The organism is Streptomyces sp. NPDC006207 (assembly GCF_040613835.1).
Lineage (GTDB): Bacteria > Actinomycetota > Actinomycetes > Streptomycetales > Streptomycetaceae > Actinacidiphila.
The window spans coordinates 1-13,286 of the sequence record NZ_JBEXSX010000119.1 but is presented as its reverse complement, the minus strand read 5'-3'; the positions used below and the strand labels follow the sequence as shown (position 1 = coordinate 13,286).

Annotated in this window: 12 protein-coding genes and 1 pseudogene; 5 read left to right on the top strand and 8 right to left on the bottom strand. The window is 67.6% G+C overall.

The window, feature by feature from the left end; translation table 11 throughout:
- Nucleotides 1-468: 468 nt before the first annotated feature.
- Nucleotides 469-969 (bottom strand): alpha/beta fold hydrolase, encoded by a 501-nt coding sequence (locus ABZ312_RS44255; RefSeq protein WP_500440140.1) that lies wholly within the window; start codon nucleotides 967-969, stop codon nucleotides 469-471.
- Between the two features lie 350 nt (nucleotides 970-1,319).
- Here ABZ312_RS44255 and ABZ312_RS44250 point away from each other — a divergent pair, with 350 nt between their 5' ends.
- The 3 genes from ABZ312_RS44250 (at nucleotide 1,320) to ABZ312_RS44240 (ending at nucleotide 6,423) form a co-directional block, all read left to right on the top strand.
- Nucleotides 1,320-2,090, top strand: coding sequence for a GNAT family N-acetyltransferase (locus ABZ312_RS44250; RefSeq protein WP_500440139.1), 771 nt, complete (start codon nucleotides 1,320-1,322; stop codon nucleotides 2,088-2,090).
- Nucleotides 2,091-2,237: 147 nt separating this feature from the next.
- Nucleotides 2,238-3,170, top strand: a complete 933-nt coding sequence (locus tag ABZ312_RS44245; RefSeq protein WP_500440138.1) for an RNA polymerase sigma factor — start codon at nucleotides 2,238-2,240, stop codon at nucleotides 3,168-3,170.
- Nucleotides 3,171-3,627: 457 nt separating this feature from the next.
- Nucleotides 3,628-6,423 carry an ATP-binding protein gene (locus ABZ312_RS44240; RefSeq protein ID WP_500440137.1) on the top strand — a complete coding sequence of 932 codons (2,796 nt, stop codon included), beginning with the start codon at nucleotides 3,628-3,630 and terminating at the stop codon, nucleotides 6,421-6,423.
- A gap of 78 nt (nucleotides 6,424-6,501) precedes the next feature.
- Here the strand turns inward: ABZ312_RS44240 and ABZ312_RS44235 are convergent, their stop codons facing one another.
- Genes ABZ312_RS44235 through ABZ312_RS44225 form a run of 3 tightly spaced genes read right to left on the bottom strand, consistent with a single transcriptional unit; the run spans nucleotide 6,502 to nucleotide 9,203 of the window.
- Nucleotides 6,502-7,044: a hypothetical protein gene (locus ABZ312_RS44235; protein WP_500440136.1), complete on the bottom strand. Its 543-nt coding sequence runs from the start codon at nucleotides 7,042-7,044 to the stop codon at nucleotides 6,502-6,504.
- A gap of 6 nt (nucleotides 7,045-7,050) precedes the next feature.
- Nucleotides 7,051-7,995 carry a replication-relaxation family protein gene (locus ABZ312_RS44230; RefSeq protein ID WP_500440135.1) on the bottom strand — a complete coding sequence of 315 codons (945 nt, stop codon included), beginning with the start codon at nucleotides 7,993-7,995 and terminating at the stop codon, nucleotides 7,051-7,053.
- Nucleotides 7,992-9,203 carry a type IV secretory system conjugative DNA transfer family protein gene (locus ABZ312_RS44225; RefSeq protein ID WP_500440142.1) on the bottom strand — a complete coding sequence of 404 codons (1,212 nt, stop codon included), beginning with the start codon at nucleotides 9,201-9,203 and terminating at the stop codon, nucleotides 7,992-7,994. Before ABZ312_RS44225 ends, ABZ312_RS44230 begins: the two co-directional genes overlap by 4 nt.
- Between ABZ312_RS44225 and ABZ312_RS44220 the strand changes: the two genes are divergently transcribed.
- A complete protein-coding gene (locus ABZ312_RS44220) occupies nucleotides 9,202-10,125 on the top strand; it encodes a hypothetical protein (RefSeq protein WP_500440141.1) in 924 nt (307 codons plus the stop codon). The two genes, ABZ312_RS44225 and ABZ312_RS44220, sit on opposite strands and share 2 nt — an antisense overlap.
- On the opposite strand, the pseudogene ABZ312_RS44215 reads toward ABZ312_RS44220, so the two are convergent.
- A pseudogene (locus ABZ312_RS44215) lies at nucleotides 10,096-10,320 on the bottom strand (transposase); the annotation flags it as partial. The gene ABZ312_RS44220 and the pseudogene ABZ312_RS44215 sit on opposite strands and share 30 nt — an antisense overlap.
- Before the next feature lie 156 nt (nucleotides 10,321-10,476).
- Nucleotides 10,477-11,217, bottom strand: coding sequence for an SDR family NAD(P)-dependent oxidoreductase (locus ABZ312_RS44210; RefSeq protein ID WP_500440134.1), 741 nt, complete (start codon nucleotides 11,215-11,217; stop codon nucleotides 10,477-10,479).
- On the opposite strand from ABZ312_RS44210, the gene ABZ312_RS44205 reads away from it, so the two are divergent.
- The gene (locus ABZ312_RS44205; RefSeq protein ID WP_500440133.1) at nucleotides 11,216-11,743 is read left to right on the top strand and encodes a hypothetical protein; all 528 of its coding nucleotides are present in this window, start codon (nucleotides 11,216-11,218) and stop codon (nucleotides 11,741-11,743) included. The two genes, ABZ312_RS44210 and ABZ312_RS44205, sit on opposite strands and share 2 nt — an antisense overlap.
- A 589-nt stretch (nucleotides 11,744-12,332) precedes the next feature.
- Here ABZ312_RS44205 and ABZ312_RS44200 read toward each other — a convergent pair.
- On the bottom strand, nucleotides 12,333-12,779 hold the full coding sequence (locus ABZ312_RS44200) for a PAS domain S-box protein (RefSeq protein WP_500440132.1): 447 nt from the start codon (nucleotides 12,777-12,779) through the stop codon (nucleotides 12,333-12,335).
- Nucleotides 12,755-13,286, bottom strand: a 532-nt coding sequence (locus tag ABZ312_RS44195) for a DUF3293 domain-containing protein (RefSeq protein ID WP_500440131.1), incomplete at its 5' end; no start/stop codon positions are given. The genes ABZ312_RS44195 and ABZ312_RS44200, both read right to left, overlap by 25 nt.

Here is a 13,286-nt window from a genome sequence, read left to right as displayed (position 1 = left end):
CAGCAGCCTCGGCTACCGCAGTCCCGCCGAGTTCGAGGCCGCCCTCGCAGCTTGATCAACACACCGAACGTGTCCGTCAAAGCGGAGCAAGCTCAGTTTTCAACGGTACCGGCACCGTTGCCTCGATCCGTCTGTGGCTCAAGGCCTGACGAGCCAGTTCGCTCAGGCGGCTTCCAAAGGCTCGGCCGCCGAGTGAGATCTGCGTCCCAGTCTGGCCCGTGCACCACGGATTCTCCGCGGCCGCCCGCAGAGGAACTGGCTCATCCGGCCGTTGCGGGAGTGCGTGCCTGTAAGCAAGATTGAGCGGCACCTCTCTGTGCCAAGTGGGGGCGATCAGAGAGGTATCCCATCCCGGATCAGGCTGTACCCGTACACCACGTCCTTGGACACAACCCGCCCGTGTTGCTGGCCGTTACGACCTGTTGGCAGGCCCCTCTGGGACTCCTGGCATGGGCGTCGGTAGTCTCACTATCGGCCGCATAGGCCGAGGTGCGGATGCCATCCGGATAACCCTTCCGTGCCAGGCCAGGTCCCCGGAGCAGGTGCGGGGACCTGGTCGCGTCCTCGAGCCGGGCCGGTGAGATCTGGACTGGGCATGGAGCCGGCCACTGCATGGCTGGCGGGGCCCTCGTACCGGGCTGCGAGACGTAGACGGAGGGCTTCAAGCCCCCACGGCAGCTGCGAGTCGGCCATGAACCGGCCCAGAGAATCAGGCAGGTCGGCGGCGAAGGAAGCGTGGAACTGCTCACGGTCGAGGAAGAGATAGCCGTCCCTGGGGGGAAGGATCGGCGGGACGGGAGCGCCGGGCGGCGGGTCGGCGATCAGCGTGTTGACCGACTCGCCCTTGTCCGGAGCGAAAGCCGCGATGTAGACGAGCGCGGCCACCTTGGGGTCCAGACCAGCCTCGGTGATCACCACACCGCCATAGGAGTGCCCCACCAGGGCCACCGGCCCGTCCTGCTCCGCCACGACCCGCAGCGTTGCCGCCAAGGCGCTCGTGAACGCCCTGCCAACCGGATCCATCAACGAATCCACCATTTTGGGCGTTAGGAGATTCCCGTGTTCTTCAGTGCGCTCAAAATACAGATTTCCCTTGCGTGCGGCATCGGTCAGATGACCTAGATCTTAAATCCCTGGCGCGCGGTGCCCGGAGTGGCAGTAGCGGCGGAGCGGTAACCTCGGGCTATGCTGTGCCTCGGGCTGACCTGGCAGTTTGCCCATCGGGAGCCTTCCTTTCTGAAATGGGGAAAGGCTCGAAATCGTTTTGCCGGTGCCGCGGCGCGTTTGTATGCATCCGCATCTTGGTTATATTGCCTGCTGTGACTGCAGATGAGATCTCGGATATTCAGCCACAGCTCGCCAATTGCAGGGACTGCTGGCTGCAATGGGGGATTTCGGGCAGATCGGACAGTGGGCTGGTGTACTACCGGAGCGGACTGCTCAATGCCCAGCTCAATGGCGTGCTGTGCCTTGCCGATTGCGAGCCACCCGACCAGGCAGTCGATCACGCCCTCGATCAGTTTGTCGGTGTGCCATGGAGTTGGTGGGTGGGCCGGGACAGCGGTCCCGGTGTCGGTGACGGCCTTGTCCGCCGCGGAGCGGTGAAAGTGGGGACACTGCCGATCATGGCGGTGCACCTGGACAAGGTTGCTTCAGTGCAGCGTCCTGACGCGCTTGAGATAGAAGCGACCGATGACTGTGACGGAGTGCGGGAATGGGTGCGGGCCTATGCCCCCTCCATTGGTGTCCCACCCGAGGCGCTTGCCGACGTGATACGTGCTGCCGAGGAGAGCAGAACGGACGGATCTCACGTCGTGCGCGTCACCGGTCGGGTTGAGGGCGAGCCTGTCGCCACGGCCCTCATGCTCGATAGACAGGGAGTGGCGGGGGTGTATGTCGTGAGTACTGCGCCGGCGCACCGCCGACAGGGCATCGGTGCTGCGGTCACCCAAGCCGCGCTGGGAGCCGGACGGGAGCGGGGGTTGCGGATAGGGACACTGCAGGCCAGTTCCATGGGCGCCCCGGTGTACCGGCGGATGGGCTTCGAGAAGGTTGCGGAGTACGAGGTCTTCCAGTTCACCGAATCTTGATCCGTCTGAGGACAGAGCACGCACCCATCGTCTGGTGTGTGCTCCGGCCTCAGGCAGGTTCCCTCCTTGCCTCGAAGCGGGAACATGGTTTATGTGTTGTTATGTGCGACCTCCTGCTGGGTCGCAATTACAAAGGGGAAGCGTGCTGTGCCTGGTGAAGCAGTACTGGATGCGGAGCTGACCCGCCGAGCCCAGCAGGGAGACGCCGCCGCTCTGGCCGCGCTTCTTACTCGTCACCAGGTGGGCATGCGAGCCGTTGCACTGAGCATTCTGGGGCCTGTGGCCGACGTCGACGATGTCCTGCAGGACGCTGCCTTGGCCGCCCTGCGGCACATCGTCGACGTACGGGATCCGTCGGCCGTCGGCCCATGGCTAAAGATGATCGTGCGTAACGGGTGCCGCATGCACCTTCGGGCCATGAAAGGGGAGACGCTCAGCGAGCCAGTACCGGTGGAGTACTCCGGGTCCCCCGAGAACGTCATTAATGAGCACGCCATGCGCGACTGGGTTTGGAGCGCCATCGAGCAGCTCCCCCAGACCCTGCGCCTACCGCTCATGCTCCGTCACTTCAGCAGTGTGCGTTCCTATGCCGAGATTGCCGCAGTGTGCGAGGTGCCGGTTGGGACCATTCGCAGCCGCCTGAACGCTGCCCGTGCGCAGCTCACGCGGCATCTCGCCGCCCTGGAGGACAGACCGCACGCCGACGCAACGGCACTGGTACAAGAGCGTTCGATGGAGGGCCTGGAGACGTTGAAGGCCGCCGAGCGCGGCGCGTTCGCGTCCGTGGTCGCGGACCGGTGGTCGCCCGAAGTCGAGCTGATCGCTGGGGGCCAGCGTGGAGGCCGGGACTTGTTGCTGCATGCCATGGACGCCGATCTGGAGGCCGGCGTACGCCAGAGGCTGAGGCACACGACAGCCAGTGCGGGCCTCACCATCTGGGAAATGGACCTGCTCAACTCACCGCATAATCCGGAGCGTTGCCCGCCGTCCGTCGCCTGGATCCTGTCTGAGCGGCAGGGGCGAATCCAGAGCTTGCGCTTGTTTCACCCTGCCAGGCCCTTCCTGGACGTCGACGTGTGACGCAGGTCACTCTGGCGGCGGCGAACTTATTGTCGCGCTCCCCATCGTGTGGTTGAACCAGCCCAAACATGTGGGGAGGACTTCGTGGCATCCCTCTACTGCGCACCATGCCCCTGCGGGGCCTTCACCGATGGCGTCTCTGCTCACCTTGGCGGGACAGCCGCGCGAACGATGCGCCTGAGAGCAAGGGCTCTGCGGCGAGGCGAAAGACAGCGCGAATGTGGTGACCGAGAGTGATTGGCGTGGGGTGCTCGGCCACAGCGAGTCAATTAGGCCGATGAAAGAAGCCCTCCAGACCCGCCGCAATCCCTGCGGACAGACCACGTCCTGCGCCCTCGGGAGCACAGTGAGAAGCAACGAAGAACCCCGCCGGACCTCCACTCCCCAAGTGCACCATGTCCGCCGCAATGCGACAGACAGCGCCTCCGAAGCTGACTCACGCCGAGAATCCGCCGTCGTGGCGAACGGGCCAGGCGCCGAGGCTGACCGCCTGATCGGGCGAGCCGAGGAACTGGCCCGGATCGATGCGCTCTTCACCCAGGCCGCCGTGCGAGGTGCCGCGCTGATGCTGACCGGGGCTGCCGGAGTGGGCAAGAGCGCCCTGCTCGATGCTGCGGCGCAGCGAGGGGCGGAGCGAGGCATTCGGGTGCTGCGCGTTGCCGGATCGCAATTCGATCGTAGCGTCGCCTTCGCGGGGCTGAACCAGGTTTTGCAACCCCTGTCAGGCGAGATCCGCTCCCTGCCCCGTCAGCAAGCGTACGCGCTGCAGACGATCCTGGGCCTGGCCGAAGGCAGCCCGATCGAGCTGGTGGCAGTCGCGAACGCGGTACACGCCCTGTTGACCCGGATCAGCGCCAAGAGCGGCCCTCTAGCTCTGATCATCGATGATGCGGTATGGCTGGATAGGCCCAGCGTCGTGGTCCTGGGGACGGTCGCCCGATACATCAGCACCGGGTCTATCGCCCTTCTAGCCGCATCCCGAGGCAGGGAAGAGTCCTTCCTTCCCAGAAACGCAACAGCCGTGCACGAAGTCCAACCCCTGGACGAGCGGTCGGCGATGGAACTGGTGGCCGAGCACTTCCCGGCCATGGCACCTCGGGTTCGCCGGCGGCTCCTCGCGGAAGCCCACGGGAATCCCCTGGCATTGCTGGAGCTGCCGGTCAGGCTCAACCACGCGCAACAGACCGAGCAACGGGCACTTCCACCCGTACTGCCCCTCACTGAGCGCCTTAGGGTGATTTTCGCCGAACGCGTCGGCGCTCTGCCCGATGCCACACGGGAACTGCTTTTGCTGGCCGTGCTGGACGGATCGGGTGACCTACACATTCTGCAACAGGTCCTAGGCGGACCAGACGCTTTGACGGGCCTGTGCCCCGCGGAGCGAGCCGGACTGGTGCAGGTTGATGCCCAGCATGGCCGCTTGGCCTTCCGACACCCATTGACCCGCTCCGCTGTCATGGAACTTTCGACCAGTGCCGAACGCCGCCGGGCGCATTGGGCGCTGGCCGGGCAACTCCCGGAAGGTTCCGAACGTCGTGCGTGGCACTTGGCCGATGCGGCTGTCGGGCCGGACGATCAAGTGGCAGCCCTCCTGCACGATGCTGCCTACAGCACGCTCCGCCGCGGCGATGCCGTTGGTGCCATCACCGCCCTGCTGCGAGCCTCGGAACTCAGCAACACCGGCACGGCCAGGGGACAGAGACTTGCCGAGGCTGCTTGCCTGGGCGCCAATGTCACCGGGGACCTGCGCAACGTACGGGCACTTCTTGAGCATGTCGTAGCGGCGGACCCACTGGGAGCTGCATCACTCGCTGCCGCTACAGCGGCAGCGAGCCAGCTCCTCAACGGTGATGGCGACGCGGACACCGCTCACCGGCTCCTGGTCAAGGCGATGGATAACCACGCCCTCCGGCACGGGGGAGACAACGTCATGCTTCGCGAGGCACTTCACACCCTCCTTATGGTGTGCTTCTTCAGCGGACGGCCGGAACTGTGGCACTCCTTCGACATCGCCCTCGCGCGACACCTCCCGCACACCCCAGATCCTCTGCTGCCCATCCTCCGCGGCACCCTCGGTGACCCAGCCTACGCGGCACTGCCGGCACTCAGCCGTCTCGACGAACTCATCGCCGCACTCCACCAGGAGACTGATCCCACCCGCATCATCGGCACGGCGGTCTGCGCTGCCTACGTCGACCGCCTACCCGGTTGTCGAGGCGCGCTGCGACGCGTCATCGACGACGGCCGCAGCGGCGGGGCTATAGCCTCTGCCATCGAGGCTGCATTTCTCCTGGCTAACGACGCCTACGCCACCGGCCAGTGGGACGAGGTTGCCGATCTCACCGACGAGGCCCTGGGCTGGTGCGGGACACACAATTATCGCCTGACTGCCTGGCCGGGACACTTCATCAGCGGCCTGCTGGCGGCCGCACAAGGTGACGACGACGAGGCCAGGAATATCGCGGGTCGCCTTGCCGCTTGGGGCAACCCTCGAGGCCTGGGCGCATTGCGCATCTATGCCTCGCACATCAACGCTCTGTCAGCTCTGGGCCGCTGCGACTTTGACAGCGCTTACAAGCACCTGGCATCGGTCAGCCCGGCGGGCCGACTTGCCCCACACATCCCTCACGCTTTGTGGCTGATCTGGGACGTTGCCGAAGCCGCGACCCGCACCGGTCAGCACGAAGAAGCAGCCGCATACCTTGCGTCCGTCCGTGACGCTGGAGTCCCCATCATCTCGCCACGCCTCGCGATGGTCACTGCCGCAGCAACAGCCATGGCCAACCCCCACTTCGTCGACCGCGACCTTTTCGAGAACGCCATCGCTACTCCTGACGCGGAACGCTGGCCCTTCGACCTGGCCAGGATCCAGCTGGCTTACGGCGAACGGCTCCGCAGGTCACAGGCGAACGTTGCCGCCCGCGCACACCTCGACGCTGCGCTTCGCACCTTCGAGCGACTCGGAGCCACACCGTGGCGAGCACGAGCGGCCAACGAACTGCGCGCCGGCGGGATCCCCACCGGCCTCGTCACCGAAAAGGAAGGGCGTAACCCCACCCTGACCCCCCAGGAACAGCAGATTGCACAGCTGGCCGCCACTGGTCTCACCAACAAACAGATTGCTGCCCAGCTCTTCCTTTCCCCGCGCACCGTCGCCGCGCACCTACGTAATGCGTTCCCCAAGCTGAACGTGACCTCACGCGCCGGACTGCGCGATGCCCTAACCAACCTTAACCAGCAGTTCCAGCAGTGAGATGAAAGCCGCCTCCGAGAACCATGTGACCCGCGAGAGTCTCCAGGCTGAACTTCCGGGCGGCGGCGACCGCGATGGTCAGCAGGAGGGCGGCTCGCGGAATGTCGGAAACCCGTCACTTGGTCCCAGCTGGGGATCTTCGTCGTTTTGGCTGGTCACCACCGGGTGACGGGATCCCGTCACCCGGCTTCGGCCTGCAGCGGCCGACCTGTCCTCTCCTTGATCACCCGGCGACTGCGCCGTGGTACTGCGAGGGTCGAGCCAGTCGGGCTCCACCCGCACCGCCCGCGCATCCGGCGCTTCGGCGAGCAGCCCATCGACGTCATCGCGGGTGAAGGGCAGATCAGCCACGGAGAACTCGGTGCGCCACGTTCCGCTGGCCGCCTGGATCTTCAGCTTGACGATGTAGCCGCAGGCCACCAGGTTCCGCATCGCCTTGGTCAACGCCTCACGTCCAGGTCGGCGCTTACCTGCCAGCGAGGCGACGGTGAAGTCCGCGCCGTCCGGGCAGCGTAGCGCCACGGCGAGTAGCCCGACGTCCAAGACGCTCAGCCGCACATCGTCGACGGCCCTGTTGGCCAGCGCCACGAAGCGCGGCGGCCGGCTGCGCAGCTTCTTCATCAGAGCCTACAGATCCATCCAGGAACGCCGCGCACGGTCGCCCGCCAGCGGCGTCCAGACCGGGCCGGACGCCCCGAACTGTTCGAGGTCCTCCAGCACCGCCGCACCCAGTGGGACGTGCCCGGCGAGCTGGGTCACCAGCGGGTGCCCCGCGACCATGGCCCGCAGGTCACCGATGCGCCGTTGCAGCGCATCCGGCCCGGCACCGGTGAGGACGAACAGCACGCGGGGAAACCTCGGGTAGAAGCGCTGCCAGGCCAGCATCGCGTCCTGGTCTGCGACGGTGCCCCGCCGCCCGGGCGGCTGCGGCACGTACTCGTGGAACCGCGCGTACGAGATCAGCTTCCGCGCCAGGCGCTCGCTGCTCATGGTGGCGCGGTCGACCTCGACGAAGGCCCGGTACTGCAGGCGCTGCGGTCTGGTGGCGGTGTAGTGCAGGACCGCGTCGGCGATCAGGCGGTCCTCACCGCCGGTGTCCGGCAGCCGGTGAGCGACCTCGGGCACCCAGTCCAGCGGCCCGTACTCGTCCCCGCGAGTGCGTGCATCGGTGAGGAACGCCAGATGCGTACGGAGCACGGTGAGGGTGTGGGAAGCGCGCAGCGAGGCTTCCACTGGGCTGCTCGGGGCGAGGGCGGGCTGTCCGCGCAGCTCTGGCCATCCGGCGACGGTCCGGGCGCCTTGAGCGGTCAGGAACCAGACCCGCATGCGGCTGCCGACCATCGCGTAGGAGACCAGTTCGGCTTCGCGGAGCATGTTGAGGGCGCGGCTGGTGAACTGCCGGGTGGCGTCGGGGGCGACCAGTTGCTGCAGGTGGGGGGTGGTGGCCAGGCGGTGCTGGGCGAGTAGGGCCAGGGCTCGGTGTGCTGCAGAGTCGTCGGTGGCAGGCTGCGTCCCCGCTTCACGGTCCGGGTCGGTGAGCATGTCCTGGGCGGTGTCTTCGGTGAGGTTCATCGGTACTGCCTCTCCTCTTCGGTGACATCAGCGGCGGGCTGTGACGGCTGCTGAGGCTTGGTCGTGGCTGTGGTCGACGGCTGGTCGGCGCCGCTGGTGGTCGCCTGGCCGGTGAGGAAGTCCAGGAGGGAGATTTCGTGGGTGGAGGCCACGGCGGTGAGTTCCGAGAGTGGCTTGGCCCCGGTGTTCTTGTGGGCGGCATTGAGCAGTGAGCCGTGCTTGCCGGGCCGGTGCAGGTCCCGGAACACGTCGTTGAGCTCCGGTCCGCGGATCCGCAACGGCCCGACGCGCTTGCCGCCGACGGTGAAGGACGCGAAGTGCTGGTAGCGGCCGAGCTCGGCAGCATCACCAGGAGTGACCTGCTCACCCCACTCATCGGTGATGTAGCGGACGGCCTCGACCGATCCGGCGGTGGTCGACAGCGACGACGCGTTCTGCAGCAGCGCTGTCCGCACATCCGGGCTGATGCGGTGCAGCAGCTGCGTCATCCCGTGCATCCGCACCCCGAACTTCCGCAGTTGCTCGGTGATCTCAGCCAGCGAACTCGAGGCGGCCCCGTCCAGGGAGATCAGCTCGTCCAGGTACAGCCGGAACGCCTTGCGGTCCCGCTCCGGGACGTCGCGGCGGGACAACCCGGCCCGGAGCATGTCGCGGACGATCATGGAGGTGAGCAGGCGGCCGGTGGGGCCGGTGCCGGCCGGGCAGATCCACACGACTTTCGAGCGGTCCATGGCGTGCCGCATGTCGTAGCTGCCGGTCGGGGAGCCGAGGAAGGCCTTGATGACCGGGGACGCGGCGAGCCGGTCGATCGGGTTGAGGACGGTGGGCAGGGCATCGGCGGGGATCGCCGGGAACGAGGTGGCCCACCACCGCTGTGCCTCCTTGTCGAGCCGGTTGACCGCAAAGGCCCGGAACATCTTGTCGGTGAGCAGGGCCCGGAGTTGGAAGATGGTGGCCTGGCAGTCCGCCTTCCCGGCCGCCACCGCCTGCACGTTGACGGCGACCAGCGCCTCCACGGCCTTGGTCAGGATCGTGATGGCCCGGGGCGCGTTGGCGTCCGCCCACCCGAGCGAGGTGGCGAAGGCGTCGACGACCGCGGCCGTCACCTCGTGCGGCGCGGCACCCGAGGTCATGCTGAGCGGGTTCCAGCACGCCAGGCGGTCGGTGGGCTTGCGGACGGTGAGATCGAACAGCCACGCCCGGTGCATGATGGTGCCGTGGGCGAGGTACGGGGCGACGGTCGCCCAGGAAGTCGCGGTGCGGGTCGATGAACGCGAGCCCGCCCCGGTTGTGGGCGACCGCGACAGCCTGCACCAGGGCGCGGGTGGTCTTGCCCCAGCCGGCCTTGCCGACCTGCACCTCGAAGAGGGTGTCGGCTTCCCGGGTGGCGAGCAGCCGTTCGGTGCCGTCGGCGCTGCGGTACCAGCCCTGCGGCAGCAGGTCCTTCTTCGGTTCGTAGCTGGGGATGTCGCCTGCGAGCAGGGGCAGCCGTGCGTGCATCGTGGGGGGCTTGAGCAGCCCGGCGACTTCCTCGATCCGTGCCCAGGAGTCCCGGCGCGGGTGGATGCGGCCGCTGGCCCACCGCTCATCGAACCGCGGCCGCCACGGCCACCGGTCCGGCCCGAACCGCAGCGGCCCCCAGGACCAGCCGACCGACGACAGCCGGGTGCGGGCGGCGTAGACGTCCAGCGCGGCTTCGATGTGCCGAAGTCGGCGCTCGGCTCGGCCGATCTGGTCCGATGCGCACCGCACGAGCAGTTGCACCCTGACCAGGCCGGTGTCCTCCATCAGCTTGCCCAGGGCCTTCTCCCGGTCGATGCGAGGCGGCCGCGGCGACATCATCAGCCGACGCCGGCTGGTGCGCTGATCCGGCGGCGTCAGCAGCTGCGTGAGCTGCCAGCCCCAGGAGTCCTCCAGCGTCGCGGCGTCCTGCGCCATCCACTGCGCCTCGCGGCGTGCTTCCTGCCGGGCGCGCTGCCGGGAGGCATGGACGACCTGCTGCCGGCGGCTTTTCAGGTGCCACTTGGAGGCGGGGGAGATGTCCAGGCAGACCTCGGCGAGGTCCCCGAGGTCAGCGCGCAGGTCGGCGACGGCGTCGATGCCGAGGTATTCGGCGGCATAGGCACGTAGGTCGTCGCGGACCGCATCGGCGTCCCAGCGGGCGTAGCGCAGCAGGCGCTGCATCGGCCCTGGCCGCGCAAGGCCCGCCTGCTCGGCCAGCTGCCAGCAGTTCTTCCGTTCGACGCTCGACAACAGCCCGCGCAGGTAAGCGCGGGCTGCGGCCCGGGGCTCAATCCGCCCGAACCTGCCCGCGATCCGGGCCATGACCTGGTCGAACATCGCCTGCCAGCGGGCAGGGTCAACGCTATGGCTCGCAGCCACCGCGTGATCTTCAGGAGTCCACACAACCCCTGATGATCACGCGGTGGCCGTCCCTCTTGTGGGCTGGGCCCTCAGCGTGGTTGCGAAGGCGCTCGCGTGTCAGGCGGTGAAGCCGCCGTCGACATGGATCGAGGCTCCGGTGATGTACGCGCCGTCCGCACTTGCCAGGTGGGCGACGGTGGCCGCGATCTCGGCCGCTTCCGCGTAGCGGCCCACAGCGGTGAAGCCGGCGATCATCTCGGCGTTCGGCCCGTCAGCGGGGTTGGTATCCGTGTCGGTGGGGCCGGGATGCACCAGATTGACGGTGACTCCACGCGGACCGAGTTCTCGGGCCAGGCCCTTCGTCATCCCGACCAGAGCCGTCTTGCTCATCGAGTACAGCGCCAGTCCGGGGAAGACCGCACGCTCGGCGACATTGCTGCCGATACTGATGATGCGGCCGCCCTGGCCCATGTGACGCACGGCCGCCTGGGACGCTGCGAACGGCGCCCGGACGTTCACTGCCAGGGTGCGATCGATCTCTGCCGACCCCAGGTCTTCGAGCGGGCCAACGAGGAAGATGCCGGCGTTGTTGACCAGGATGTCGAGTCTGCCGAACATCGCGACGGCCTCGTCCACCGCGGCGGTGAGTGCCTCAGGGATGGCGCTGTCGGCTTGGATGGCCAGTGCCCGGCGCCCTCTGGCCTTGATCTGCTCCACCACCTGGGTGGCGCGTTCCGCGTTGTTCTCATAGGTCAGGACGACGTCGGCGCCTTCTTCGGCCAGCCGCAACGCCACAGCGGCACCGATGCCCCGGCTGCCGCCCGTGATCAAGGCCACGTTTCCTTCAAGTCGGTTCATGACGTTGAGCATTGCTGCCACCAGTGCCGGAAGCTGGCGGGAATCCGACCTGGCGTTCGGCCTCCAGGAGGGCAACACCACCCTGATCACGAAAGCACACTGGAATATTAACCCCGCCCAAAAGCAGTCCCAGGCCAAGGCTGCACCCAAGTCCTCCTCGCACCCCAGTGCAGGCAAGGGCGGCGGCGGAGGCGGCGGCAAGTCCGGCGGCTCCTCCCGCGGCAACGGTGGCACGAGCGGCAGCGGCGGCTCGGGCAAGGCCGACTGCGACAGCTTCGTGCCCGGCGCCAAGGTGCTGATGGCCGACGGCTCCAACAAGGCCATCGAGGAGGTCAAGGTTTCTTTGGTCAATAACGCTACGACCTACTGGAACTTCAAGCCGGGAAGCCAGATCAGGACACGTGCTGGGTGGAGCCGACCGAATACGGCGTCATTCGAAGCGACTTCAAACTCGCCTGACATGGGGTCCGGAACGCCCGGCCGAGTTCTCTCGGCCGGGCGTTCCGTCGTATTCGGCGCTCGTTGAGCGGCGGGGCATCGCGATCGCCTCCGCGCCTCGCCGTCCCGCGCTTCTGCCTCCAACCGCAGCGCCTCCTCCATCACCGCCTTCGCGATCGGCGCCGCGCTGCCGCCCCGGCTGATCTCTGTAGGCCGGGCCTCCGCGTCTCGATGACCACCGCCACCGCCGGCTGGGCCGAATCCGCTGCCTGGGCTTAGGCGATGGACCAGGCGTACGGGGTGCTCGTGTTGCCGCCGGCCCACGTGTCCACGAACTGCAACACCAGTGCGAGAGCCAGCCACCTCGGTGACCAGGTAGGCCTGCCACGGGCCGGGAACGGGTCCGCGAGCTCCCGTCATGAAGCAGCGGTCCCAGCTCGTCCTGGACCCGGGTCGCGAGATTCCCTTTCGGAAGCGCGGCCCGAGTTACCCGCACCGTCTCCACCGGGACCTCACTCGGTCCGCTCGGCTGCATCACCATCCACAACCCATCCCGAACGATGACGGCTTCAGAACCCCCGACCGGGTCCTGAAGGCCGACATCACGCACACCCCCGAAAATTGACCGACAGCGTCCGATCTTCCGTACGGGGGCTTCGCGTTCGTGGCTGCGGAGGTCAGGTGGCCGACGTCTGGTCCGCCTTGGCGGCCGCCACTTGGCGGTACAGCTCCTTCTCCTTGGCGCGCCGCTCGGTGACGTCCCGGATGACGGCCCCGACGTAACCCGGTTGCCCGTCCGCGCCGTTCAGCAGCACCACGCTGAACTCGATCGACAGCTTCCGGCCGCCGGCGCCCACCGCGGGGACGGTCAGGAGGTCGTCGTCCCCGTACTTGGTGGTGCCGCTGGCCATGGACTTCTCGAAACCGTCCCAGTGACGCTGCTGGTGCCGCTCGGGGATGATCACGTCCAGACTGCGGCCGGCGACCTCGGCCGCCGGGAACCCGAAGATGCGTTCCGCCCCGTGGTTCCAGTAGCGGATGAGTCCTGCACGGTCGATGATCACTACGCCGTCTGGCGCCTGGGCCATCATGCCCAGGACTACCTCGGGGTCCAGGTCTGCCATGTCGCCTCCGAGCTCTGCGTTTTGGTATGCAGAATACAGTCGTCAGACCTGAGGCGGGAGGGCCCGGAGCCTACGGGCGACGGCGCCACCGGCAGGGCGGGCGGCCGGAGGAGGGCTGCGTGCCAGCCGGCGGCGGTCGTGTCGTACTCCGGGTCGGCGCAGGAGAGCAGCCGCCATGATGAGGGCGACCAGGCGAAGACGGCGTCATGGCCGAAGCGGTGGCCCATCGCGCGGGCCTGCGCGTCGTCCATGCCGACCACGGCCGCGCCGGGTTCGGCGTGTGCGCCGGAAGGGTCGCCGCCGACGGCGGGCCACCAGGGCAACCCGGCGACGTCGATGCGGTGCAGCAGTGCGTGGTGCGCGCGGAGGTTGGCCCGCGTCGTGGCGTCGCGTCCCCCAGGATTGAAGGCAGTGAGCCTTTTCCAACCTGATGGAGTGCGTGGGTAGTTGGGCTGGAGGGGTGGTGTCTGGACGTGAAGAAGCTCCTGGTAGACGGGTTCACGACCA